The organism is Sphingobium sp. CECT 9361 (assembly GCF_918741285.1).
Lineage (GTDB): Bacteria > Pseudomonadota > Alphaproteobacteria > Sphingomonadales > Sphingomonadaceae > Sphingobium.
This window is the reverse complement of record NZ_CAKKNC010000003.1, coordinates 80,709-102,069: the sequence shown is the minus strand read 5'-3', so window position 1 is coordinate 102,069 and position 21,361 is coordinate 80,709. Positions and strand designations below refer to the sequence as shown.

At 60.2% G+C, this 21,361-nt stretch carries 23 protein-coding genes; 14 read left to right on the top strand and 9 right to left on the bottom strand.

Going from position 1 to position 21,361, the window contains the following annotated elements; translation table 11 throughout:
* Positions 1-206: 206 nt before the first annotated feature.
* A complete protein-coding gene (locus LQ220_RS07185; protein WP_230187630.1) occupies positions 207-1,508 on the top strand; it encodes a UDP-glucose/GDP-mannose dehydrogenase family protein in 1,302 nt (433 codons plus the stop codon).
* A gap of 98 nt (positions 1,509-1,606) precedes the next feature.
* Here LQ220_RS07185 and ctrA read toward each other — a convergent pair whose 3' ends face one another.
* Both ctrA and LQ220_RS07175 read right to left on the bottom strand, forming a co-directional pair.
* Positions 1,607-2,314, bottom strand: coding sequence for a response regulator transcription factor CtrA (ctrA, locus tag LQ220_RS07180; protein ID WP_230187629.1), 708 nt, complete (start codon positions 2,312-2,314; stop codon positions 1,607-1,609).
* A 153-nt stretch (positions 2,315-2,467) separates the two neighbouring features.
* Positions 2,468-3,361: a LysR family transcriptional regulator gene (locus LQ220_RS07175; protein WP_230187628.1), complete on the bottom strand. Its 894-nt coding sequence runs from the start codon at positions 3,359-3,361 to the stop codon at positions 2,468-2,470.
* A gap of 87 nt (positions 3,362-3,448) precedes the next feature.
* Between LQ220_RS07175 and LQ220_RS07170 the strand changes: the two genes are divergently transcribed.
* Entirely contained in the window at positions 3,449-4,180 is a 732-nt protein-coding gene (locus tag LQ220_RS07170; RefSeq protein WP_230187627.1) for a pirin family protein, read from the top strand.
* A 93-nt stretch (positions 4,181-4,273) separates the two neighbouring features.
* Positions 4,274-4,873, top strand: a complete 600-nt coding sequence (gene wrbA / locus LQ220_RS07165) for an NAD(P)H:quinone oxidoreductase (protein WP_230187626.1) — start codon at positions 4,274-4,276, stop codon at positions 4,871-4,873.
* Between the two features lie 22 nt (positions 4,874-4,895).
* On the opposite strand, the gene LQ220_RS07160 is transcribed toward wrbA, so the two are convergent.
* Positions 4,896-5,864 carry an acyltransferase family protein gene (locus LQ220_RS07160; protein ID WP_230187625.1) on the bottom strand — a complete coding sequence of 323 codons (969 nt, stop codon included), beginning with the start codon at positions 5,862-5,864 and terminating at the stop codon, positions 4,896-4,898.
* Between the two features lie 195 nt (positions 5,865-6,059).
* Between LQ220_RS07160 and LQ220_RS07155 the strand changes: the two genes are divergently transcribed.
* The 8 genes from LQ220_RS07155 (at position 6,060) to trmFO (ending at position 12,394) form a co-directional block, all read left to right on the top strand.
* Positions 6,060-6,731 (top strand): RNA pseudouridine synthase, encoded by a 672-nt coding sequence (locus tag LQ220_RS07155; protein ID WP_230187624.1) that lies wholly within the window; start codon positions 6,060-6,062, stop codon positions 6,729-6,731.
* Between the two features lie 8 nt (positions 6,732-6,739).
* Positions 6,740-7,165, top strand: coding sequence for an alternative ribosome rescue aminoacyl-tRNA hydrolase ArfB (gene arfB, locus LQ220_RS07150; RefSeq protein WP_230187623.1), 426 nt, complete (start codon positions 6,740-6,742; stop codon positions 7,163-7,165).
* A 148-nt stretch (positions 7,166-7,313) separates the two neighbouring features.
* The gene (locus tag LQ220_RS07145; RefSeq protein ID WP_230187783.1) at positions 7,314-7,799 is read left to right on the top strand and encodes a GAF domain-containing protein; all 486 of its coding nucleotides are present in this window, start codon (positions 7,314-7,316) and stop codon (positions 7,797-7,799) included.
* Positions 7,800-7,987: 188 nt separating this feature from the next.
* On the top strand, positions 7,988-9,019 hold the full coding sequence (locus LQ220_RS07140) for an RcnB family protein (protein WP_230187622.1): 1,032 nt from the start codon (positions 7,988-7,990) through the stop codon (positions 9,017-9,019).
* Between the two features lie 336 nt (positions 9,020-9,355).
* Entirely contained in the window at positions 9,356-9,604 is a 249-nt protein-coding gene (locus LQ220_RS07135; RefSeq protein ID WP_230187621.1) for a hypothetical protein, read from the top strand.
* Positions 9,605-9,767: 163 nt separating this feature from the next.
* Positions 9,768-10,586, top strand: coding sequence for an arginyltransferase (locus LQ220_RS07130; RefSeq protein WP_230187620.1), 819 nt, complete (start codon positions 9,768-9,770; stop codon positions 10,584-10,586).
* 5 nt (positions 10,587-10,591) lie between these two features.
* Complete coding sequence (locus LQ220_RS07125; protein WP_230187619.1) at positions 10,592-10,939, top strand: DUF952 domain-containing protein; 348 nt, start codon at positions 10,592-10,594, stop codon at positions 10,937-10,939.
* A gap of 93 nt (positions 10,940-11,032) precedes the next feature.
* Positions 11,033-12,394, top strand: coding sequence for a methylenetetrahydrofolate--tRNA-(uracil(54)-C(5))-methyltransferase (FADH(2)-oxidizing) TrmFO (trmFO, locus tag LQ220_RS07120; RefSeq protein ID WP_230187782.1), 1,362 nt, complete (start codon positions 11,033-11,035; stop codon positions 12,392-12,394).
* Here the strand turns inward: trmFO and LQ220_RS07115 are convergent.
* The gene (locus tag LQ220_RS07115; RefSeq protein WP_230187618.1) at positions 12,391-12,855 is read right to left on the bottom strand and encodes an EF-hand domain-containing protein; all 465 of its coding nucleotides are present in this window, start codon (positions 12,853-12,855) and stop codon (positions 12,391-12,393) included. The genes trmFO and LQ220_RS07115 overlap by 4 nt on opposite strands.
* An 11-nt stretch (positions 12,856-12,866) precedes the next feature.
* Positions 12,867-13,502: a squalene/phytoene synthase family protein gene (locus LQ220_RS07110; protein ID WP_230187617.1), complete on the bottom strand. Its 636-nt coding sequence runs from the start codon at positions 13,500-13,502 to the stop codon at positions 12,867-12,869.
* Between the two features lie 104 nt (positions 13,503-13,606).
* On the opposite strand from LQ220_RS07110, the gene LQ220_RS07105 reads away from it, so the two are divergent.
* From LQ220_RS07105 to LQ220_RS07095, 3 genes are read left to right on the top strand one after another with little or no spacing between them, the layout of a single operon-like run.
* Positions 13,607-15,589 (top strand): pilus assembly protein TadG-related protein, encoded by a 1,983-nt coding sequence (locus LQ220_RS07105; RefSeq protein ID WP_230187616.1) that lies wholly within the window; start codon positions 13,607-13,609, stop codon positions 15,587-15,589.
* The gene (locus LQ220_RS07100; RefSeq protein WP_230187615.1) at positions 15,589-16,203 is read left to right on the top strand and encodes a TadE/TadG family type IV pilus assembly protein; all 615 of its coding nucleotides are present in this window, start codon (positions 15,589-15,591) and stop codon (positions 16,201-16,203) included. Before LQ220_RS07105 ends, LQ220_RS07100 begins: the two co-directional genes overlap by 1 nt.
* Positions 16,200-16,877, top strand: coding sequence for a TadE/TadG family type IV pilus assembly protein (locus LQ220_RS07095; protein ID WP_230187614.1), 678 nt, complete (start codon positions 16,200-16,202; stop codon positions 16,875-16,877). Before LQ220_RS07100 ends, LQ220_RS07095 begins: the two co-directional genes overlap by 4 nt.
* 39 nt (positions 16,878-16,916) lie before the next feature.
* On the opposite strand, the gene LQ220_RS07090 is transcribed toward LQ220_RS07095, so the two are convergent.
* From LQ220_RS07090 to eno, 4 genes are all read right to left on the bottom strand, one after another.
* Entirely contained in the window at positions 16,917-18,299 is a 1,383-nt protein-coding gene (locus LQ220_RS07090) for a pyruvate dehydrogenase complex E1 component subunit beta (protein ID WP_230187613.1), read from the bottom strand.
* The gene (gene pdhA / locus LQ220_RS07085; protein ID WP_230187612.1) at positions 18,299-19,378 is read right to left on the bottom strand and encodes a pyruvate dehydrogenase (acetyl-transferring) E1 component subunit alpha; all 1,080 of its coding nucleotides are present in this window, start codon (positions 19,376-19,378) and stop codon (positions 18,299-18,301) included. Before pdhA ends, LQ220_RS07090 begins: the two co-directional genes overlap by 1 nt.
* 153 nt (positions 19,379-19,531) lie before the next feature.
* Positions 19,532-19,843: a septum formation initiator family protein gene (locus tag LQ220_RS07080; RefSeq protein ID WP_230187611.1), complete on the bottom strand. Its 312-nt coding sequence runs from the start codon at positions 19,841-19,843 to the stop codon at positions 19,532-19,534.
* A 138-nt stretch (positions 19,844-19,981) separates the two neighbouring features.
* Positions 19,982-21,256 carry a phosphopyruvate hydratase gene (eno, locus tag LQ220_RS07075; protein ID WP_230187610.1) on the bottom strand — a complete coding sequence of 425 codons (1,275 nt, stop codon included), beginning with the start codon at positions 21,254-21,256 and terminating at the stop codon, positions 19,982-19,984.
* Positions 21,257-21,361: the final 105 nt, after the last annotated feature.

Below are 21,361 nucleotides of genomic sequence, written 5' to 3'. Positions count from 1 at the left end.
CTCCATAATGGCTCTTGTGCTACCTGACGCGCGCTGTATTTTGCGCTGCAGCATTTTTATCTTGTGGGAAGCGCAAAAATGCATTTGGGGGCATGCACTGTCAGCGGCGGCATCGGCACGATGCCCTTCAGATTGTAACAGACCGACGTCACCATGCCCATTCTGCCATTCGTCCTATCGACATCTAATAAAATTGGGGTTTTGTCATGCATATCACGATGATTGGTTCAGGCTATGTGGGCCTGGTATCGGGTGCTTGTTTTGCAGACTTCGGGCATGACGTCGTCTGCGTCGACAAGGATGAGAACAAGATTGCCGCTCTCCTCGCCGGTCGGATGCCGATCTTCGAACCGGGCCTGGACGAACTCGTGGCGCGCAATGTCGCCGCCGGACGCCTGCGCTTCACCACCGATCTGACGGACGGCGTGAAGGATGCGGACGCCGTGTTCATCGCCGTGGGCACGCCTTCGCGTCGCGGTGACGGTCATGCCGACCTGTCCTATGTCTACGCCGCAGCCGAGGAAGTGGCGCACGCCATCAAGGGCTTCACCGTCATCGTCGACAAGTCCACCGTGCCCGTCGGCACCGGCGACGAAGTCGAGCGGATCATCCGCGAAGCCAATCCGGACGCCGACTTTGCTGTCGTCTCCAACCCCGAATTCCTGCGCGAAGGCGCAGCCATCGACGATTTCAAGCGGCCCGATCGTATCGTTATCGGCGGCGACAACCCACGCGGTCTGGAAGTCATGCGGCAAGTCTATCGCCCGCTATACCTCAACAAGTCGCCGCTCATCGAAATGAGCCGCCGTGGCGCCGAGCTGACCAAATATGCCGGCAACGCTTTCCTCGCGACGAAGATCACCTTCATCAACGAAATCGCCGATCTGTGCGAGAAGGTCGGCGCGGATGTGCAGGATGTCGCGCGCGGCATCGGCCTGGACAACCGCATCGGCTCCAAATTCCTCCATGCCGGTCCAGGCTATGGCGGCTCGTGCTTCCCGAAGGACACGCTGGCCCTCCTCAAGACCAGCCAGGATTATGACGCACCCCAGCGGATCGTGGAAGCCGTGGTTGCCGTCAACGACAACCGCAAGCGCGCCATGGGCCGTAAGGTCATCGCGGCGATGGGCGGCGATGTCCGTGGCAAGACCGTCGCCCTGCTGGGCCTGACGTTCAAGCCGAACACTGACGATATGCGCGACAGCCCCGCCATCGCGATCACCCAGACGCTGGAAGACGCAGGCGCCATCGTCCGCGCCTATGATCCGGAAGGCATGGAATCGGCCAAGAGCTTGCTGCCCAAGGTCGTTTATTGCACCAGCGCTTATGACGCAGCGGACAAAGCCGACGCTATCGTAATCGCGACCGAGTGGGACGCCTTCCGTGCGCTTGACCTCAACCGGATCAAGACGCTGCTGACCGAACCGATCATGGTCGATCTGCGCAATGTCTATCCGCGCGAAATGATCGAAGGTGCAGGCTTCGCCTATCATGGCGTCGGGCGGTAAAAGGTCCGCCGCCTAAACGGACGTAAAAAAGGAAAGGCCCGGCAATCCCCCCAGATTGCCGGGCCTTTCGCCCATCGGTCCTGTAATCGTGGCGCCTATCAGGCGACCTTCGCTTCCAGTTCCGTATCTTCGTCCTCGTCGCGCAGCACATAGCCGCGACCCCAGACCGTTTCGATATAGTTATCGCCACCGCAGGCCAGCGACAATTTCTTGCGCAGCTTGCAGATGAAGACGTCGATAATCTTGAGTTCCGGCTCGTCCATCCCGCCATACAGGTGGTTGAGGAACATTTCCTTGGTGAGCGTCGTGCCCTTGCGGAGCGAGAGCAGCTCCAGCATGGCATATTCTTTTCCGGTCAGGTGAACGCGATTGCCGTCCACTTCCACGGTCTTTGCGTCCAGATTGACGGCCAGCTTGCCGGTACGGATGACCGACTGGCTGTGACCTTTCGAACGGCGAACGACCGCATGAATGCGCGCCACCAGTTCGTCGCGATGGAAAGGCTTTGTCACATAATCGTCGGCACCGAAGCCGAAGCTGCGCACCTTGCTATCCATTTCGGCAATGCCGGACAGGATCAGCACCGGCGTCTGCACCTTGGCCGCCCGCAATTTCTTGAGCACATCATATCCGTGCATGTCGGGTAGATTGAGGTCGAGGCAAATGATGTCGTAGTCATACAACTTGCCCAGATCGAGGCCTTCCTCGCCCAGATCCGTCGTATAGACGTTAAAACCTTCGGTCGTCAGCATCAGCTCGATCGCCCGTGCGGTCGTCGGCTCGTCTTCAATCAACAGCACGCGCATTATGCAGCCCCTCTGTTCATGGTGTCCATCCCCTGCAAGAACGACAGCCAAGGCAATTCATTAACCACAAACTATCTGAACGCAAAAGGTTAATTTATCGCTAACCCACTCAAACATGGCGAGTCGTATTGGAAATGAATCTATTTCAGAGGCTTACGGCGCCAACGCTTGCGCCAAATAATCCAGACAGGCATCCACACGGGCGGGCCGCAAACGCGATGGGGGCGTTACCAGATGCAGGCCCACGGTCGGCGACGGCCAATCCAGCAATATCGCTTCGAGCGTTTTGTTCTGGAGGTCCTCGCCAACGATGAAGTCGGGCAAGCGCGCTATCCCGACCCCGGCCCGCAACGCCGCCAGCATGGCGTCGCCACTGTTGCTCATCATCCGCGGGCGCGGCTGCACCGCCACCGTTTCCCCTCCGGCGCGCGAAAAGCGCCACGTCTCCGGATTGGGGATGTTGGTGTAGAGAAAGCAATCGTGTTCGCTCAGTTGCGAGGGATGCGTCGGGCGTCCCTTTCGGTCCAGATATTCGGGCGACGCGACATAATGCGTCATCACGTCACACAGCCGCCGCGCGCGCAACGAGCTGTCCGGCATGGCGGCAATCCGCAATGTGGCGTCCAGTCCGCTCTCCACCAGATCGATGCGCTCGTCCGACAGGTGCAGGTCGACAATGATGGCAGGATGCAAGGCCATGAAGTCAGCCAGCACCGGCGCAATCTTCTTCAGGCCGAAGCTCATTGGCGCGCCGAGGCGTACGATCCCCGCCAGTTCCGATATCTCGTCGCGCGCGGCTTCCTCGGCGGCCACGCCTTCGCTCATGATGCGCGCGGCGTGATCGGCGAGCCGCCGTCCGCTTTCCGTCAGCGCCAGCCTGCGGCTCGTGCGACTGAACAGGCTGGTGTCGAGATGCTGCTCCAGACGGCTGATCGCTTTGGACACCGTGGCCTTGGACACGGACATGGCACGCGCGGCATCGGTGAAGCTGCGATGCTCTACTACCGCCGCAAACATCGCCCATGCTTCAAAGTCTGGCAATCGCATTAGGAAACAATCCGTTTCATCACTGTCTATTTATGAAACGATGGTGGCGCGTATATCGGAGGAAATCAAGATTGAAAGGACGGTCTCATGTCTGACATTGCAATTGCACCGCGCCTGGCCACTGTAGAACGCCGGGCCTTTTCGTCACTTGGCCATGCCAATCACGGATGGCTCAATGCGCGTCATCATTTCTCTTTCGCGGACTATCATGATCCCGCCCGCATGGGCTGGGGCAACATCCGCGTGTGGAACGACGACGAGATTGGGGCGAACAGCGGCTTTCCACCCCATCCGCACCGCGACATGGAAATCATCACCTATGTCCGCAAGGGTGCGATCACCCACAAGGACAGCATGGGCAATGAAGGCCGCACTGCCGCCGGTGACGTTCAGGTGATGAGCGCAGGAACGGGCGTGCGTCATGCCGAATATAATCTGGAGGACGAAACGACGACGCTGTTCCAGATCTGGGTGCTTCCCCGTGCAGCGGGCGGCGCGCCAAGCTGGGGCGCGAAGCCTTTTCCGCAGGGTGACCGGTCGGGCCGCTTTGCCGTCCTTGCCAGCGGATATGAAGCGGATGCCGATGCCCTGCGCATTCGTGCCGATGCACGGTTGCTGGGCGCCACGGTTCAGGCTGGCGAAACGCTGACTTACGACCTCGACGATGACCGCTTTGCCTATCTTGTTCCGGCGACGGGTCGCGTCGAAATCAACGGCCAGCCGTTCGAAGCACGCGATGGAGCCGCGATCCGTGGCGGCGGTTCGGTCGTTATAAAGGCCTTGGAGGACAGTGAGATCGTGCTGGTCGATAGCCAGTAAGATCCTGTTCTCCGCCGCCCGCCCGTCGGTCCCTCCCCCGGCCGGAGCGGGCGGCACTGTTTCTCTCCCCCCTTTTTGTGAAGGAGCCTCCCAATGGCAAAAGTTCTCGTTCTTTATTATTCCAGCTATGGCCACATCGAAACGATGGCGAATGCCATTGCCGAGGGCGCACGCGGCGCTGGCGCTACCGTCGATGTAAAGCGCGTCCCTGAGACCGTTCCCGAGGAAGTCGCCAAGGCGGGCCACTTCAAGCTCGATCAGGCGGCACCCATCGCCACCATCGACGAACTGGCCGATTATGACGCCATCATTGTCGGCACCGGCACGCGCTTTGGTCGCATGTCGAGCCAGATGGCGGCGTTCCTCGATCAGGGCGGCGGTCTATGGGCGCGTGGCGCGCTGAACGGCAAGGTCGGCGGCGCATTCACCTCCTCCGCCAGCCAGCATGGCGGGAACGAGACGACCTTGTTCTCGATCATCACCAATCTGCTGCACTTCGGCATGACCATCGTCGGGCTGGACTATGGTCATGCCGGCCAGTTGGGCCATGAGGAAGTCGTGGGTGGTGCACCCTATGGCGCGACCACCATCGCGGGCGGCGACGGTAGCCGCCAGCCGAGCGCAGCGGAACTCGACGGCGCGCGCTATCAGGGCCGCCGCGTGGCCGAAGTCGCGCTCAAGCTAAAAGCGTAAACGTTGAAGCGGCGCGGCTGTTCTACTTCCCGAGGAGCAGCCGCGCCGTGACCTTGTTGCTATCCAGCAGATAATGCGTGGCAACCGGGACGATCACGGCAATCGCCAGCAGCACCCCCTTGCCAAAATAGGGCGAGAGATAATGCACCAGCGGCACATGCAGATACATGACCGTCAGTGACGCCGCGCCCAGCCAGCGCACCGGCGCTGACCCCAGCACCGGCCAGCGTGCAATGCGAAAGATCACGAACGAAATCGCCGCCGCGCCAATGAACGACGCCACCGGCCAGCCATAATCCCCCGCCTTCATATTGAGCGGCGGCCCGAATGTCAGCACACCCGCACCAATCGGCAGCAGCAGCGCCCACATCCACGGTTGCCATGCGACGCCCCGCCACAGCCATCCCGCCCACAGCAGCACCAGCGCCATCGGCACGGTCAGCACGCCCAGCGGCGACACATCCGTCATTGCGCCCACGCCATAGGCGAACGCGGCACTGCACAGCGCAATCGCGACCCACGCCCAGCTTCGCGGATCGCCCCAGCGCATCCCGATCGCATTGCAGACGATCCGCGCGACGATCAGGCACGGCACGAACCAGAACACCGTAAACGGCCCGCGCAGTTCCGACCCACCAAAGGCGATCCGCCCGATATCCCCCGGCCAGTCATGAAAAATCGGCCGATGCCCCCGCGCGCCTTCGATCAGCACATCCGCCGCAACCAGCAACGCCAGCCACAGCACATAGCTCAAACCCTGCGTCGCCATCTGCGCGCGGACGAACGCAACCGTGGGCTTTGGTCGGAACAGATACCCCGACACCAGAAAAAACAACGGCATGTGAAACGCATAGACGGCGTCGCGCACCGCCCCGCGCGTCCACACATGACCCACGACTACGGCCAGGATCCCCAGCCCCTTGGCCGCGTCGATCCACTCCAGCCGTTCGCCCGATTTCGGCGCCGAAGCTGCTGCTCTTCCCCCGCTCATGCCAAATGCCTATAGGAACGCCAAGTTACGTCAATTGTCCCTCTGCCGGTCATTCCCGCGAAGGCGGGAATCTATCTCCCATCGATGCGTCATTCGATAGCGTCGGAGATAGATTCCCGCCTTCACGGGAATGACGAAAATGGGGGCGACATTGGCGTTAGACATTGAAGTTTGCTCTAACCATCGGAACCCGTTGTGACCCTGCTTGCCGACCGCGTCCTCTTCATCGATGGCGAAGCGATCATCCTCGACAAGCCTGCGGGCCTGCCGGTCGATCCCCCGCGCGACGGCTCGCTCAGCCTCGAAAACCATCTGGACTCGCTCAAATTCGGCTTTCAACGCTGGCCGTTGGCGGTGCACCGGCTCGACCGCGACACCTCCGGCTGCCTCCTCCTCGCCCGCAACCCAAAGGCGCACAAGCGCTTCGGGCAAGCGTTCGAGAACGGGCAGGTCGCCAAGACCTATCTCGCCGTTCTGGAGGGCGTGCCCACCGAGACGAGCGGCGAAATCGACCTGCCGCTCAAGAAGATCAGCAGCGCCGAAGAAGGCTGGCGCATGGTCCCCGACGCGAAGGGCAAGGCCGCGCTCACCCGCTGGACCCTGATCGCCACCCACGAAGGCCGCGCGCTCATCGGCTTTGCGCCGACGACGGGCCGCACGCATCAGATCCGCGTCCACGCTCTCCACGGCATCGGCTTCGGCATTGTCGGCGATCCGATCTATGGCACGCCGGACGATGGCGCGATGCTGCTGCACAGCCGCTTCCTGTCCATCGCCCGCGCAGGCAAGCCGCCGGTCGAAGCCACAGCGCCCCTGCCCCCGCACTTCATCGAAGCAGGCTTCACGCCCGACATGCTGCCTGACTGACGAGCAGCATGGTCGCCATAGCTATCACCCGCTCCATATCGATAGATAGCGATGAGCTGATAGAGAGCTACACCCGGTCGAGCGGCGCTGGCGGTCAGCATGTGAACACCACTGACAGCGCGGTGTTGTTGCGTTTCGACGTCGCCAACTCCCCCAACCTTCCCGATGCGGTCAAAAACCGTCTCGTCGCTTTGGCGGGGTCGCGCATGACGCAGAGCGGCATTCTGATCCTGCGAAGCGAAGGGTCGCGCTCGCAGCTTTTGAACAGGGAAGAAGTTCGCACAAGACTGATAAGCCTTATCGCGGAAGCGACGATCGTTCCCAAAAAGCGCCGTCCGACGCGGCCTACGAGAGCTTCGCAGACGCGCCGGGTAGATGGGAAAACGAAACGATCCGCAGTGAAGGCGGGGCGGGGAAAGGTGTCTTTCGATTAAGCTCCCTCCTGTCATTCCCGCGAAGGCGGGAATCCATCTCCCAACCTTAGTCCTTGGCGATAGCTTGGGAGATAGATTCCCGCCTTCGCGGGAATGACGATTGTGGGAGAAGATGGACGAACCCCACCCCGCTCCCTACATTCCCCCCATGTTCGATCTCAAAACCCCCAGCACCACCGACAAAGCGGCGCTCTATGCCGATCTCCTCTCCGCAGCCGACGCGCTGACTCGCGACGAGCCGGACGCCATCGCCAACATGGCCAATCTGTCGGCGCTGATCTGGCAATATCTCCCCGATCTCAATTGGGCGGGCTTTTACCGCATGATCGGCGATGAACTTGTCCTCGGCCCATTTCAGGGGAAAGCCGCCTGCATCCGCATCGCGCTGGGCAAAGGCGTGTGCGGCACGGCTGCGGCCACGCGCGAGACGCAATGCGTGGAGGATGTCCACGCCTTCCCCGGCCACATCGCCTGCGACGCGGCATCGCGATCCGAAGTGGTCGTGCCCGTCATCCACGACAATCGCGTCATCGCCGTGCTCGATCTCGACAGCCCAATCCCGGCCCGTTTCGACTCGGACGATGTGGCGGGTCTCGATGCGCTGGTTGCCCTAATTGCATCGCGCATCGCCTGACGGGTTAACCATCTTCCGAAAGAAAGCGCCGCCGCCGCGCTAATTCCGAACGCGCATTTGCATCGTTTCGATACACTCCCACACGCCTTCGCGCTTGGAAAAGCAGGGCTCGCGATGCTAAATTCCGCGTTAATTATACGCTGCGTCCGGGTAAGAATCCCCGCCCGGCGCGACAGGGAGTGTTAACGATGCGGACCTTTGTGATTCCAGCCCTTGCAGCGATGGCCGCTACGGCAACCCCTGCCATTGCGCAGACCGCAGGAACTACCATCGTGAAGACCAGCCCCGGCACCACCGCTGTCGTGCGCACCGCACCGCGTTGGGGCCAGCGCATCGACGGACGCTGGCATGGCGGCGTGCAAGCGCCCGGTGGCTACACCGCCTATCGCCGCCCCGTGCGCGGCTATGCCCTTCCGCGTTACTGGATTCAGCCCAGCTTCTACATCGGCAACTATGCGACTTACGGCCTGCCCACCCCGCCGCAGGGTTACGGCTGGTCGCGCTATTACGACGATGCCGTCATGACCGACGCTTATGGCCGCGTGTATGACAGCCGCAGCGATGTTCGGTGGGAGAATTACGAAGGCGGCTATGAACCCGATCAGCCGCGCTACGCAGAGCGCCGCGACACCGGCATCGGGGGCGCAGCCATCGGCACGGTTGCGGGCGGCGTTGCGGGCAATGTGATCGCCGGTCGCGGCAATCGCACCGTCGGCACGCTGGTCGGTGCTGCAGCCGGTGCCGCCGCCGGTCTGGCCATCGACAAGGCCGAAGATCACCCCCGCATGGCCGACAATGGTCGCTGGGAGGATGAACGCGACTTTGACCGGGTTGACCGCATAGACCATGGGCCGGATCGCGGCCCACCGCCCCCTCATCGCCGTGGCCCGCCACCGCCCCATCGCGGCGCGACCTATGCGGGTGCCTATGACGGCCACTGGACCGGCACATGGACCCGCGAAGACGGATCGACCTACACCGGGGAATATCGGGGCCGGTTCGAAGGGGATGTGGAAGGCGCTTACACCCCGCCGCACTGGAATCAGGCAAATGGCGGCTATTTCGCGAACGGCTATTATTATCCCGCGCCGACGGTGACGACCATCACCATCCAGCCGTCGCAGCCGACCTATACGGAAACCGTGTCCTACGTGACCGTGCGTCGCCCCGTTCGGCACTGGCGCAAGACAGCGCGCAGCAAGGCGAAGTGCGCCTGCTGACGGCTTATACCAATGTACATTGATAGGAACTCATAGTCAGTTGTCCCCGGCGAACGCCGGGGTCCAGTTTCGAGCGTGGAGCTGGACCCCGGCCTTCGCCGGGGAACGCCAAGACCGTTGCCATCAGTCGCGATCATCGTACTTGGCATTAGATCAAGTTGATCTTCTCATGATTGCGAACGCTGCGAAGGGACCAAACCCGACCACCCCACCAATGCGCAAACGCAAATCGTCACCGGAAAAGGCACGGTTAGCCGACGGTTTTACGATTTGCGTTGTCATTGCCCCGTCGATCCGCATATCGCGGCGGCAATGGGTTGCGCAGATACGTATACGATGTTCGAGACGCAGGGTCGTGCCTTGCCGATGCTTGTCCGCGGGGATGCACTCGATCTCCTGCGGCAGACATTTGGCGGGCCGGACGACGCGCGTGACCTGATCGCGGAAAACCGCGAAACGATCGACGCCATTGCCACCTTCCTGATCGAAGAGGCTGGCCATTGGCAATGGTCGCTTGAAATCGACCGCGACACGATGCTGCGCTGGGGCCGTCAGCGCGATCTCTGGCACTGGAAGCCGGTTTAACCATCTTTGGTCGGGCCGTTGGGGATGCGGTCTGTCGCATCTTACCGCTTCCTCCGCTCTTTCGTAGTAAACAGGCTTTTAATCCGCGCCGACGCACGTCATAAGAATCTTAACGATTCAACTGCGTCGCCGGATGGCACGCCAACACAGGACGGTGGATGCAGTGAGCGCCCCATTTCGCTTCCCCCGCTTCTTCGTAACGAACCCCAGCCCATGCCCCTATCTTCCGGGAAAGCATGAGCGGAAAGTCTTTACCGAGCTATCAGGCGACCATGCGTCGGAACTGAACGATGCGCTGGGTCGCATAGGTTTTCGCCGCAGCCAGAATGTCGCCTATCGCCCAAGCTGCGCGGATTGCTCCGCCTGCGTATCGGTGCGTGTCGTCACCGGGGAGTTTCGCCCGAACGCCACCCAGCGCAAGTTGCTACGCCGCAACGACGATCTGGTCGTTACCGCGTGCAAGCCCTGGTCGACAGAAGAACAATATAGCCTTCTCCAGCATTATCTTCAGTCGCGTCACCCCGGTGGCGGCATGGCGGAGATGGACGAGATGGACTATGCTGACATGGTCGAGCAGACGCCCGTCGACAGCCATGTCATCGAATATCGCGAACCGGGTATCGACGGTCGCCCCGGTCGGCTCGTGGGCGCATGCCTGACCGACCGACAGGCCGACGGTTTGTCGATGATCTACAGCTTCTTCGATCCGTCGCTGGAAACCCGCCCCAGCCTGGGCAATTTCATCATCATGGATCACATCCTGCGCGCGCACCGCGCCGGGCTTCCCTATGTCTATCTTGGCTATTGGGTCGCCGGATCGCAGCGGATGGAATATAAAGTCCGCTATCGCCCGCTCGAACGTCTGGGCCGCACCGGCTGGACGCGCTTCGATCCCGACGAGCAGAGCAGCGCCATCAAAGAGGTCGCCAATCGCGACGAACCGCCCCTGCCGGTTGAATTGCACGGCATTTTCCGTAAGTAGGGCGGATGCCCGATCTTTTCGCCTACAAGATCCTGACCACCGAGCAATTCGCTGCTCTGCGCAGCGATGGCCATTTCGCGGGTGCGCCTGTCGATCTTGAGGATGGCTACATCCACATGTCGACGCAGGAACAGGCCGCAGAGACAGCGGCCAAGCATTTTGCGGGGCAAGACAATCTCGTGCTCGTCATGGTCGATCTGGTGCCGCTGGGCGAGCAGGTGAAATGGGAGGAATCGCGCGGCGGTCAGCTTTTCCCACACCTCTACGCGCCGCTGCCGCTGGGCGCAGTGACCAAGCATGTGGTCCTGCGCCTCGACAGCGACGGCAAACATCAGTTTCCTGCGGGTTTCTGAACGCCGATCCAAAATTTGGCGGCGTCCTACATTTCCAACACCGCTAAGCCCCGCCTATCTCCATATGGGCGATGATAGAGAAGTTTGAACACTATGTCGCATCAGGTCCACATCATCGGCGGCGGTCTCGCCGGATCGGAAGCCGCCTGGCAACTGGCGCAGGCGGGGATCAAGGTCCGCCTGTCGGAGATGCGCGGCAGCGGCGACACCACCCCCGCGCACCAGACTGACGGACTCGCCGAAATGGTCTGCTCGAACAGCTTCCGCTCCGACGATCCGGACAAGAATGCGGTCGGCCTGCTCCATCAGGAAATGCGGACGCTCGGCTCGCTGATCCTGTCCGAAGCCGACAAGGCGAAAGTCCCCGCAGGCTCCGCCCTCGCCGTTGACCGCGACGCCTTCTCCGATGGCGTGACCCGCGCCCTGCTCGCCCATCCCAATGTGGAGATCGTCCGCGAACGCATCGACACGCTCCCCACCGACGGCCTCACCATTGTCGCTACCGGCCCGCTGACCGCAATGACGCTGGCGAAGAGCATCGGCGCGGCGACGGGCATGGACTCCCTCGCCTTCTTCGACGCCATCGCCCCCATCGTCTATCGCGACAGCATCGACATGGACATCTGCTGGATGGCGAGCCGCTGGGACAAGGGGACCGTCGATCCCGACAACCCCGAATGGGATGGCCGCGACTACATCAACTGCCCGATGGACAAGGACCAGTATCTGACCTTCGTCCAGGGACTGATCGACGCCGAAAAGACCGACTTCAAGGATTGGGAAAAGGACACGCCCTATTTCGAAGGCTGTATGCCCATCGAAGTCATGGCGGAGCGCGGCCCCGAAACGCTGCGCTACGGCCCCATGAAGGGCAAAGGGCTGGACGATCCGCGCACCGGGCGCTGGCCCTATGCCGTCGTCCAGTTGCGACAGGACAATGCGCTTGGCACGCTGTGGAACATGGTCGGCTTTCAGACGAAGATGAAGCATGGCGCGCAGGTGGAGTTGCTGCGCACCATCCCCGGCCTGCAGAACGCAGAGTTCGCGCGGCTCGGCGGCCTGCACCGCAACACCTTCATCCAGAGCCCCAAGCTGCTCGACCCGCAATTGCGCCTGAAGGCCGCGCCGCATGTGCGGTTCGCCGGACAGATCACCGGCTGCGAGGGCTATGTGGAAAGCAGCGCCGTCGGCTTGCTCGCGGGCCTGTTTGCTGCGGCGGAGATAACCGGGCGCCCGATGCCCGTGCCACCTGCGGAGACGGCTCTGGGCGCATTGCTGGGCCACATCACCGGCGGCGCGGATTCCGACAGCTATCAGCCGATGAACGTCAACTTCGGCCTCTTCCCGCCGATGAACGACACCAAGAAAAAGCAACGCAAGGAAGCCATGACCTCACGCGCCCGTGAAGCGCTCTCGTCATGGATCGCCGCGCTACCGACGCTGCAACCCGCCTAACAGCGGCAGGCGGGTTTCGGCTTGGGTTTTGGCGCAGTGGCCGCGAACTCCGGCGGCGTAACCTTGCCGTCCTTGTTCGCATCCGCCGCTGCGAACCGATCCCCGGTCGCCGCCGCCCACTCCTCGAACGACAGCAAGTTATTGCCATCGGTATCGAGCGCCTTGAACGCCTTTGTCCGGCTGGAGAGCATTTCGGGGCGCGTAATGATCCCGTCGCGATTGCGATCATAACGAGCAAAGCGCCGCTGCTCGCGACTGGCTGGTGACGCGCTGGCGGGCATGGGCGGGGCCGCCCCGAAAGCATTCTCATCACCCTCCGGCAATGTGTCGTCCACTACGGCAGCGACAGGCATGGGCCGGGGCGTCGCTTCCGCTGCCGCCTGCGTCTTGCTCTGCCACCAGAACAAGGCCGCCGCCGTCAGCAACAAGCCTGCTGCAATGCCCGCCAGATACCGTCCCATCGCCCTGCCCCCTATCGCCCCAAAGCCGCCATCCGCAGCAAACGCAGATATAGCCGTGGCGTCAACGCCTGCGGCCCGGTGTGTCCAAGCGCAATATCATGCCGCGCCAAACCCGTCGCCAGCCTGACCGGCTTTTGCCCGCGGGACGGCACGGGCAGATAGCTCTGCGCCAGTGCCACCGCCCGCTGCGCCGTCGTGGCATCGCCGATATGGCCAGACAAGTCCCACAAGGCCCAAAGCGCGCCAGCCTTTGGATCGGCACTGTGATCCAGCGCCCGAAACAGTCCGCCGCCACGCCCATCGGCAAAGCTGCGCAAGGCATCCTCATCCAGTGGCAACGGATCGAGCAACATCTCCCACCCGTCGATCATCGCCAATAAGGCATCCCGCATGGCCGAGAGGCCCGGATCGGCACGCAAGGCGTCCACCAGCGGATCGCCCCGCCCCTTTGTGCCGCTATCGTCGCTCAAAACCTCATGCCACCAGGTCAGCCGCATCTGGCCCACCATCGGCTCCCGCGTGGTCCGCACCACATCGGCCAGCCGCGCGTCATAAGCCCACACCAAACGATGCCGCGCCGCCTCGCGTCCCGCATAGCTCGCCAGAAGGCGCGGGAGTGGCGCGATGCTTAGCGGCTCATTAACCATCTCGATTGTATCGATCCTAACCAGCGCAAGCGCATGGCACATATTGGAATCAAACCCGGTGGGGATCCGGGCCTGTTGGGCATGGACGATTTATGAGCAATTGGGTGGGCAATTCAATCGGTTTTCTAGGCCGTTTGCGTAAGGATGTTCGCGGCAACACTTTGGCACTCGTTGCGGCGGGCATGCTCCCTCTGCTGGGCCTGATCGGCGGTGGCATCGACATGAGCCGCATCTACCTCGCAAAATCACGCTTGCAGCAAGCCTGCGACGCTGGCGCGCTGGCGGGACGAAAGGCGATGGGCGGCGGATCGTGGACGCAAAACAGCAGCGCCCCGAACACTGCAGCCCTCGCCATGTTCGACGCCAATTTCGTAAACGGGGCTTATGGCACCACCAGCCGCACCCGATCATTTGCCGAAAATGCCGGCACGGTCACAGGTACGACATCCGTAACGGTGCCGATGGCGATCATGAAGGTCTTTGGGCGGCAGAGCAAAGTGCTGAACATCACCTGTCAGGCTGAAATGCGCATCCCAAATTCCGATGTGATGTTCGTGCTGGATAATACAGGTTCGATGAGTTCATGCCCCGAGGGATACGAATGCAATAGCGGACCTAATTCGAAAATCGTCGGCTTGCGCGCCGCCGTGAAGTGCTTTTACGAAGCACTGGCCAAGGTTGATACGGACCAGGACTGCGGATCGACTCCTTCCACAGCGAACGGCAGCGACGTGCAACTCCGTTTTGGGTTCGTACCGTATGCCGTAAACGTCAAGGTCGGTCGTCTTCTAGAGAATGACTGGATGGTGGACCGCCACACCTATCAGTCGCGCGTACCGGTTCTGAAAGCCACCCCAAGCATTGTTGCTACGTCGAATACCGCAGTGTCAGGAACCTATTCAACGGTCGGAACATATTACGATTCTAGCAGCGTACTTTGTACAGCACGAGCCAACTCTATGGTTTCCGGTACAGATACCGCGCCAGAGAGCGACAGGTTTAACCTCAAATTTACTGGCCGTAGCGACGCATTCACATCAGATACGCTGGTCGACTTTAATGTTACAGCGCCAATGAATGGATGGTACTATAGGGTCAAAAGCTATAGCAAAAGCAATGGCCAATGTGTGATTGAACGTGCCCAAGGGCCGTTCACCCAAACACGCACGTATAGCTTTTTCGATTACTACACCTATCGCCCCGTAGAACTTGACGTCTCGGCGCTGAAGACCGGCGGAACGACCTGGTCAAATGCCGTTAGCTTGCCGTGGGGGACGCGCGGGATTTACGCCAATGCCAACTGGGATGGATGCATAGAAGAGCGGCAACCTTACGTTATCGATAACGACCCATCTAACGACTACACGCCTATTCCCGCGTCGGCTTTCGACATGGATATCGACATGGTGCCGACTGGGAACGACGCCACACGATGGAAGCCCATGCTAGATGAAGTCGTATGGGGACGAACCCACGGCGGCAACAATTCGTACGCCAACGTAGATACTACCAGTGACCTTTCGCGGAACTATTCTTATAATTGCCCTGCAGCGGCAGCACGACGCCTCCAAGAATACCCGACATCCACGGATTTTGACAATTACGTCGATAGTATGGTTCCCGGCGGCAACACCTATCATGATATCGGCCTTATATGGGGCGCTCGGCTACTCTCGCCCACTGGCCTTTTTGCTGCCGATAACGCGACCACGCCAGAAGGCGGAGAAATCCAGCGCCATTTGATCTTCATGACCGATGGCGACACGGTGACCAATAATAAAAATATAACTCCGCATGGCGTCCCTTGGTGGGACCGTCGTCAGACAAATCCGGCGAATGCGCCAAGCGACACGTTGTTGACCAATAACGTCAACGCCCGAACGCAAGCGCTGTGCACCGCGATCAAGAATATGAACATCACCCTTTGGGTTATCTCCTTCGGGAGCGGCGTCAGCAACGCGGCGCAAACGCGCTTGCAGAACTGCGCGTCTACGGGGCGGTTCTATAACGCTGCGAACAGCGCCCAGTTGATCGATCAGTTCCGCCAGATTGCGGACAATATTTCGCAACTCAGGTTGACGAACTGATGGCGCGGCGCACCTCCCTCCACTGGTTGTCCCAGGATCAGCGCGGCATGTCAGCGGTGGAGTTTGCGCTCATCGCTCCGGTGTTCCTCATGCTTTTGCTTGGCGCATTCGATATGAGCCATTCGGTTTACATGAAGAGCATCCTTCAAGGCGTGCTGCAAAAGGCAGGTCGAGATGCCACGCTGGAAACGGGTACGGAAACCGCGCGCCAGGCGGAGATCGACACGATTGTATCGTCCCAGGTGAAGTACCTCGCCAAGGGTGCCAATGTCACCATCACGCGGCGCTATTACAAGGACTTTACCAAGGCGGCCCAAGCGGTCGGCGAGCCCTTCACCGATACGAATGGCGACACACTATGCAACGCCGGGGAGCCATATCAGGACACCAACAACAACTCCGTTCGCGATGCGGATGGAGGCGATGACGGGCAAGGCGGGGCCAAGGATACGGTGATCTATACCGCGACCGTGCGCTACCCGCGCATGTTCCCGATGTACAAACTCGCCGGTTTGAACCCGAATGTAGAATTGCTCGCCACCACCGTTCTGGCCAACCAACCTTATGGCGAACAGTCGCAATATGCCGCAGCCACCGTGAGGAACTGCCCATGATAGCGGCGCAGCATAGGCACCAACTTGCCGCTGAGCTCCTCCGTTTAAAAGCGGATCGCAGCGGCATGGCTATGGTGGAATTTGCCCTGTGCCTGCCGTTCTTTATTGCCTTCACCATGGGGGGCGTAGAGCTTGCTAATTTCATCACGACAAAGATGCGCTTGAGCCAGATCAGTCTGCAAGTGGCCGACAATGCCTCTCGCATTGGGTCCGGTTCGCTGTTGTCCGCCAAGCAAATCAGCGAGACCCAGATTAACGATTTGCTGACGGGCGCGGGACTGCAGGGCGGCGCGATGAACCTTTACACCAATGGGCGCGTGATCTTGTATAGTCTGGAGCCTGTTGCCAATCCCAACACGACCGATCGCTATAAAATCCGTTGGAAACGATGCCGCGGCGCGAAGACGGCATATGTCGGCAGCTATACGCAGGGGCAGACCAACTTGACCGGGTTCGTTTCTGGAACGCAGACCATTAAAGCCCCGGCCGATGGCGCAGTCATGGTCGTGCAGCTATCCTATACCTACCGTCCGCTCATCGCTCAGGCGTTTATCCCGAAACCGGAAATTATCGAATTCGGGGCAATGACGGTCCGCGACACGCGGGATATGGTGGGACCGGCAAATGGCGTGGGCATTTACAATACTGAAAATGCCACCATTTCATCATGCTAGGTTCGCGGGGAAAGCGATCAGCTTCCCCCGCAAAAATACTTACCGGTAACACACCTTTTTTGCCGCAACGACTACGCGCGATGCGTCGATCAGTGCGGCCTTTTCCAGATTTGCAGCATAGGGCAATGGCACGTCTTCGTTGGTGACACGCAGGACAGGCGCGTCCAGATCGTCGAAGCACTGTTCCATCACCACAGCAGCAATTTCCGATGCGATGGAGCAGGTTGGCCAGCCTTCCTCGACCACCACGATGCGGTTGGTTTTCTTCAGGCTCTCCAGCACCGTTGCGGTGTCGAGCGGACGCAGGGTGCGCAAGTCGATCACTTCGGCGTCGATGCCTTCGCCTGCCAGCGTCTCTGCCGCTTCCAGCGCAAGGCCTACGCCGATGGAGTAGCTGACCAGCGTCACGTCCTTCCCTTCGCGGACGATCCGCGCCTTGCCGATCGGAAGGACATAATCGTCGATTTTGGGAATGTCGAAGGTGCGGCCATAAAGCAGTTCATTCTCAAGGAACACGACCGGGTCCGCACAGCGGATCGCTGCCTTGAGCAGTCCCTTGGCGTCAGCAGCGTCATAAGGCGCAATGACGATCAGGCCAGGCACGCTGGCGTACCAGGGCGCATAGTTCTGGCTATGCTGTGCGCCGACGCGGCTTGCCGCACCATTGGGGCCACGGAACACAATCGGGCAACGCATCTGGCCGCCGGACATGTAATTGGTCTTGGCCGCTGAGTTGATGATGTGGTCAATCGCCTGCATCGCGAAGTTGAACGTCATGAACTCGATGACCGGGCGCAAGCCGCCCATCGCTGCGCCCGTGCCGACACCTGCAAAGCCATATTCGGTGATCGGCGTATCGATCACGCGACGCGGACCGAATTCGGCCAGCAATCCCTGCGTCACCTTGTAAGCGCCCTGATATTCGGCGACTTCTTCACCCATCACGAAGACGCGATCATCGGACCGCATTTCCTCGGCCATCGCATCGCGCAGTGCTTCGCGGACGGTGATCTTCACATATTCCGTGCCTTCGGGAATGGCGGGATCGGACACCAGTGCCTTCGCCTCGGTGGCGAGCTTGGCCGTGCCGGACTCGGCTTTCTTCGGCGCCTCAGCTTCGGCATTAGCAGCGGGCTTCTCCGCCACTGGAGCAGCTTTCGCGGGCGCTTCTTCCGCGCCGTCCTCACCAGCCATCGTCGCGATGACCGTGCCGACTTTCACGCCGTCGGTGCCTTCGGCAATCATGATCTTGCCGATCTTGCCTTCGTCGACCGCTTCAAATTCCATCGTGGCCTTGTCGGTCTCGATTTCCGCCAGGATATCCCCCGACTTCACTTCGTCGCCTTCCTTGACCAGCCATTTCGACAGCGTGCCTTCTTCCATCGTGGGCGAAAGCGCCGGCATCTTGATTTCGATACCCATCAGTATTGCTCCACCAGCACGTCAGTATACAGTTCGGCCGCATCCGGCTCCGGCGAGGACTCTGCAAAGTCCGCTGCCTCACTCACGATTTTGCGGATATCCTGATCCATCTTCTTGATCTCGTCTTCGCTCACGCCTGCCTTAAGCAGATAGGCTTTCGCGCCTTCGATCGGGTCGGACTTATCGCGCATTTCCTGCACTTCTTCGCGCGAACGATATTTTGCAGGGTCGGACATGGAGTGGCCGCGATAGCGATAGGTCTTCATTTCAAGCAGGATCGGGCCTTTTCCGGCCTGCACCCACTTAAGCGCCTCTTCAGTCGCTCCGCGTACCGCGAGAACGTCCATGCCGTTGACCTGAATACCGGGAATACGGAAGCTTTCGCCGCGCCGGTATAGTTGATCTTCGGCGGATGAGCGGTTGACCGACGTACCCATCGCATATTGGTTGTTCTCGATCACGAAGATGATCGGCAGCTTCCACAGCTCAGCCATGTTGAAGCTTTCGTAGACTTGCCCCTGATTGGATGCACCGTCCCCGAAATAGGCGACACATACGCCCCCGTCGTCATTATATTTGTGGGCAAAGCCCAACCCTGCGCCAAGCGACACCTGAGCGCCGACAATGCCATGCCCGCCGTAAAATTTATGCTCGACGCTGAACATGTGCATCGAACCGCCCTTGCCGTGCGAAATGCCCGCACCGCGGCCCGTCAATTCCGCCATGATGACGTTGGGATCGATGCCATAGGCCAGCATATGCCCATGGTCGCGATAGCCCGTGATCACGCTATCCTTGCCGGGCGTCAACGCAGACTGGATGCCAACGGCCACCGCTTCCTGCCCGATATACAAATGACAGAAACCACCGATCAGGCCCAAGCCGTAAAGCTGCCCTGCCTTTTCCTCAAAGCGGCGGATGAGGACCATCTGGCGATAGAATTCAAGAAGCTCTTCCTTGCTCGCCTTATAGTCCGAAGGCGCGTCAGGGCGTTCACGATTGTGATCTGCGGGAGCAGGGGCAGATGCGGATGCCGGCGCTTTAGCGGATGCTGCGCGCGGCGAAACTGATTTTGCCAAAGGAGGAACCCTTCTTTGTCGTTCCGGGGGGAGTGAGGATGCGATATAGAGCCAGTCCCAGCCATAATGCAACGCCCACACCTTACCCAACAGGGTAGAAGCTATGGGAAAATGCTTCAGCGACCGCTATTTCGAGCCGGCTGGTTACAAGAGTTACTTAAGTGGCACGATAACTTCGTCGGGATGCCCGACATTGAGTTCCTTGCGGACCAATTCATCGACGATATCCGGATCGGCGCGGCGCGGATCGAGAAGGTGCACGCGATTCTTCAAGCGATCCCGCTCGATCTTCACCATCGCCAATTCGGCACGACTATCATGCAACTGACGCGAATAATCGCCCCAGGCAAGGATACCGCTCGATCCGAAGACCGCATAGCCAGCGAACAACAAAAGCAGCAGTATCGCGAAGGCAGGTCCCATCGCCGATAACAGCAGCATTCGTAACTTCGCGATATGAACCATAGGCTTTTGAATCACAGTCGATTCGCGCTTGCAACGGAAAAATAGTTAATCCGCGATCAACCGAACAATATTGACGAAAAAAACCTGCCGATCCCCATTCGAAGCCATGAAATGGATCGGATCGGCAGGACGGCGGGATCAATGGAAAATGGAGCGACCGGCAAAAACCGCAACGTCACCCAGTTCTTCCTCAATGCGGATCAACTGGTTGTACTTGGCCAACCGGTCCGAGCGCGCCAGCGAACCGGTTTTGATCTGACCGCAGTTCGTGGCGACGGCGAGGTCGGCGATCGTCGCATCTTCGGTTTCACCCGAGCGGTGCGACATGACCGCTGTATAACCTGCGCGTTGCGCCATCGAGACGGCAGCGAGTGTCTCGGTAAGCGTACCGATCTGGTTGACCTTCACCAGAAGCGAATTGGCCAACCCCTTTTCGATACCCATCGACAAGCGCTTGGGATTGGTCACGAACAGGTCGTCCCCAACAAGTTGGACCTTATCGCCGACCAGATCGGTGATGGCCTTCCAACCGTCAAAGTCATCTTCGCTCATCCCGTCTTCGATCGACTTGATCGGGTACCGCGCGCAAAGGTCGGCAAGATAGGCAGCCATCTCGTCGGGCGTGAGCGACTTGCCTTCGCCAACCATTTCGTATTTGCCGTTCTTGAAGAATTCGGTCGCGGCACAGTCCAGCGCCAATACGACATCGTCGCCGGGCGTGTAGCCTGCCTTTTCGATGCTCGCCATGATGAAATCCAGCGCATCGGTGGTCGAGGCGAGGTTAGGCGCGAAACCTCCTTCGTCGCCTACTGCGGTCGCCAGCCCCTTGTCATGCAGGCCTTTTTTCAGCGTATGGAAAATTTCTGCGCCGATACGCACTGCGTCAGCCAGATTTTCCGCACCGACCGGCATGATCATGAATTCCTGAAAATCTATCGGATTGTCGGCATGTTCGCCGCCATTGATGATGTTCATCATGGGAACCGGCAGGACATGCGCCGACACGCCGCCCACATAGCGGTACAGCGGCAAACCGCGTGCGTCGGCAGCAGCCTTGGCCGTAGCAAGGCTTACGCCCAGAATAGCGTTGGCGCCGAGGCGGGATTTGTTTTCAGTGCCGTCCAGCGCAATCATGGCCGCATCGACTTCGCCCTGATCTTCCGCGTCGATCCCCACCAGCGTTTCGGCGATTTCCGTGTTCACGGCTTCGATTGCTTGCAGGACGCCTTTACCTAGATACTTGCTCTTGTCGCCATCCCGCTTTTCGACGGCTTCGTAGGCTCCGGTGGACGCGCCTGAGGGGACTGCGGCCCGGCCGAAGCTGCCATCCTCCAGCATCACGTCAACTTCCACTGTGGGATTGCCCCGGCTATCGAGGATTTGTCGCGCATGGATATCGAGAATGGCAGTCATTAAGTGTCCCCTGAGGATAAAGTCCGCTTCTGGCGCTTCGCTTAGCCAGCATGACCAATATTGGCAATCGAGGATGGCCCTATAAACACATATCAGCCCGAGATA